This is a genomic window from Methylobacterium sp. A49B, from assembly GCF_053346215.1.
On record NZ_JBKFBO010000104.1, the window covers coordinates 1 to 2798 of the forward strand.

A 2798-nucleotide genomic window follows, 5' to 3' on the forward strand; every position below is an offset into this window, starting at 1 on the left:
TCCGTCCGCTGAGCCTGTCCGAGTTCATCGGTCAGCGGGCGGCGCGGGCGAACATGCAGATCTTCATCGAGGCGGCGCGCAAGACCGGGCAGGCGCTCGACCACGTGCTGTTTGTCGGCCCGCCGGGCCTGGGCAAGACCACGCTGGCCCAGATCGTGGCGCGCGAACTGGGCGTGAACTTCCGCTCCACCTCCGGTCCGGTGATCGCCAAGGCCGGGGACCTGGCCGCGCAGCTGACCAACCTGGAGGAGCGCGACGTCCTGTTCATCGACGAGATCCACCGGCTCAACCCGGCGGTGGAGGAGATCCTCTATCCGGCCATGGAGGACTACCAGCTCGACCTGATCATCGGCGAGGGCCCGGCGGCGCGCTCGGTCAAGATCGAGCTGCCCAAGTTCACGCTGGTGGGCGCCACGACGCGGGCGGGTCTCTTGACCACGCCGCTGCGCGACCGGTTCGGCATCCCGATCCGGCTGGAGTTCTATGAGATCGACGAGCTGGAGCAGATCGTGGCGCGGGGCGCGCGGGTTCTGGGCTTGGGGATGTCGGCGGAGGGGGCCAACGAGATCGCGCGGCGGGCGCGGGGCACGCCGCGGATCGCGGGGCGCCTGCTGCGGCGGGTGCGGGACTTCGCGGTCGTGGCGGAGGCCGAGACGGTGACGCGGGCGATCGCCGACCGGGCGCTGCAACTGCTCGACGTGGACGGGGCGGGGCTCGACGTGATGGACCGCAAGTACCTGGGTCTGATCGCGCGCTCGTTCGGGGGCGGGCCTGTGGGGATCGAGACGATCGGGGCGGCGCTGTCGGAGCCGCGGGACGCGATCGAGGACATCATCGAGCCCTACCTAATCCAGCGCGGCTTCGTGCAGCGCACGCCCCGCGGCCGCGTGCTCACCCGCCACGCCTACCGCCATCTCGGCATCGCCCAACCGAAGCGGGAGCGGGATCCGGTCGCCGCCTGAGTCCCCCCTGTCAGCGCCTTGTCCCGGCCTCGGCCAAGCGGCGGTGCGCGCCGCCTGACCCGTATTTTTCGGTCACGCGCGAGGCAGGTACGGAGCATCGTCGCGCAGACGGACGGTGCGGCGGCGATCATGGCGTCGCTGCAGGCGCTCAACGCGGCTCAGGCGCGCAGCGCCGTCTGCATCGGCGGCACCCACGACCGGATCGTCGGCCTCGCCGAGCAGAGCGACACCGCCCTGCAGCCGCTCGCGGCGTCGTTGGGCACCTATCGCGACCGCTGCCTCTACGAGACCCGGGAGGAGCGCAGCACGGTCAACGCCGCGACCGAGCAGATGCGCACCCTCGATGCCCTGATCGTCACCCTGGAGGAGGTCGGCGGCGCGACCCGGATGCTGGCGCTCAAGGCGAATAGCGAGGCCGGCCGGGCCAGCATCCACGGGGCCGGCTTCGAGGTCATCGCCCGGGCGCTCCAGGATCTCGCCCAGACGTCGCCGTCCGCCAGGGCGGAGGCGCGTCTCTAGGTCTCGAATGCCCAGCGGACGATCGGCGAGGTGCTGATCGCCGATCGCGGCGATGACGTGGCCCGGACCGAGCAGCACGGCTCCAGGCTCTGATGGCCGACGTCGACGGGATCGCCCGGGCGACGACGCAGGGGCTCCTCGGGATGGCGCGGACCGAGTTGACGGAGCTCAAAGACCGGACGGCCGCGGTGGGCGAACAGGTGCTGTCGGTCTTCGGCCAGATCCCGTTCAAGGATGGGATGCGCCAGCAGATCGAAGCGGTCGATGGCGATGCTCCGCGAGTATCTTGGGTGGGACGCGGCAGCGCCTCGGCGGGGGCGAGCCGGAGGGCACGATCCGTCCCGCGGAGATCCTGAAAGCCGCCCGGGCGCATTACGTCACGCAGATCCGGCACGCCGTCGATGCCCGGGCCCCTGGCCAGGAGGCGGCCGGTGCGGAGTCTCCGGACATCGATCTCATCTGAGAGCCCGTCCGAACGCGCGATCCGGAATGTCCAGGGCTTGCCCCCGGTCACAGGCGCGCACGGGCCGCCCGCGTTCCGGAAGCCCTCAGAGACAGGTCAGGCCACGAGGGGGAACGTCCCTCCCGCCAGCCGGCAGAGGGCGAGCAGCAGCAGGAACCGGTCGGAGGGGTCGACAGATCCCGGATCCGGCGATGCTTGACGCAGCCGCGCGATCGGATTGGAAAGTCCGACTGGAGCTTCGATCTGCTGCGCGCCGACACTCATGATCGTGAGCCTCTGTTCGCGCCCGTGAAGCCGGAGCAGCGCAGGTTCCGCCGATTCCTATTTGCATGCTGCGCAATGGTTATCTTTGTAGTTCATGTATCATTGGGACATAAACTTGATTTATGGTTCTATATAGTGAAATCGATTTGGCCTCATCCGCTGCGCTGCGAGTTTCGATGTGGAATAAGCCGCACCGTTTCACAGCGCATCTGCCTGGCGCCTGCCCTTCTTCGATGACGGCGCGGAGACGTGGAATGGTTAAGCGACAGGGTTTCCCGCGCGTCTCTCGGATTGGTTAGCAGACTTTTAACGTTCTTGTGTGAAGTTGGTCCGAATAGCTCTCAAGATCCTATCGGATCTTATTCGACGCAAGAAGAGCATCGAATTGAGGGTATTGGGCTGTTCTCGGCGGAATGCATTCGGGGAGCGGCTTGGTGGACGGTTGAAGCTCAAGCGTACGAAAGGAATTTCGTAGAATGTCCTCGATTACTCTATCCGCTGCCACGCGTCAGAACCTGCTCTCGCTGCAGGACACGGCGCAGCTGATGGCGACCACCCAGAACCGCCTCGCCACCGGCAAGACGGTCAAC

Annotated in this window: 4 protein-coding genes; 3 read left to right on the top strand and 1 reads right to left on the bottom strand. The window is 67.4% G+C overall.

The genetic code is table 11. The features are described from left to right. The 3 genes from ruvB to ACLBX9_RS18190 all read left to right on the top strand — a co-directional run. Positions 1-962 (top strand): Holliday junction branch migration DNA helicase RuvB (gene ruvB, locus ACLBX9_RS18180; protein ID WP_447719930.1); only part of this gene is annotated, 962 nt, incomplete at its 5' end. Positions 963-1091: 129 nt separating this feature from the next. Then, a complete protein-coding gene (locus ACLBX9_RS18185) occupies positions 1092-1481 on the top strand; it encodes a hypothetical protein (RefSeq protein WP_447719931.1) in 390 nt (129 codons plus the stop codon). A gap of 286 nt (positions 1482-1767) precedes the next feature. After that, a complete protein-coding gene (locus ACLBX9_RS18190; protein WP_447719932.1) occupies positions 1768-1944 on the top strand; it encodes a hypothetical protein in 177 nt (58 codons plus the stop codon). Between the two features lie 96 nt (positions 1945-2040). Here the strand turns inward: ACLBX9_RS18190 and ACLBX9_RS18195 are convergent, their stop codons facing one another. Next, entirely contained in the window at positions 2041-2208 is a 168-nt protein-coding gene (locus ACLBX9_RS18195; RefSeq protein WP_010687346.1) for a hypothetical protein, read from the bottom strand. Between the last annotated feature and the right edge of the window lie 590 nt (positions 2209-2798).

Coding starts and splice junctions, on each gene's coding strand:
- ACLBX9_RS18185 (WP_447719931.1), top strand. CDS start 1,092: ATGGCGTCGCTGCAGGCGCTCAACGCGGCTCAGGCGCGCAGCGCCGTC.
- ACLBX9_RS18195 (WP_010687346.1), bottom strand. CDS start 2,208: ATGAGTGTCGGCGCGCAGCAGATCGAAGCTCCAGTCGGACTTTCCAAT.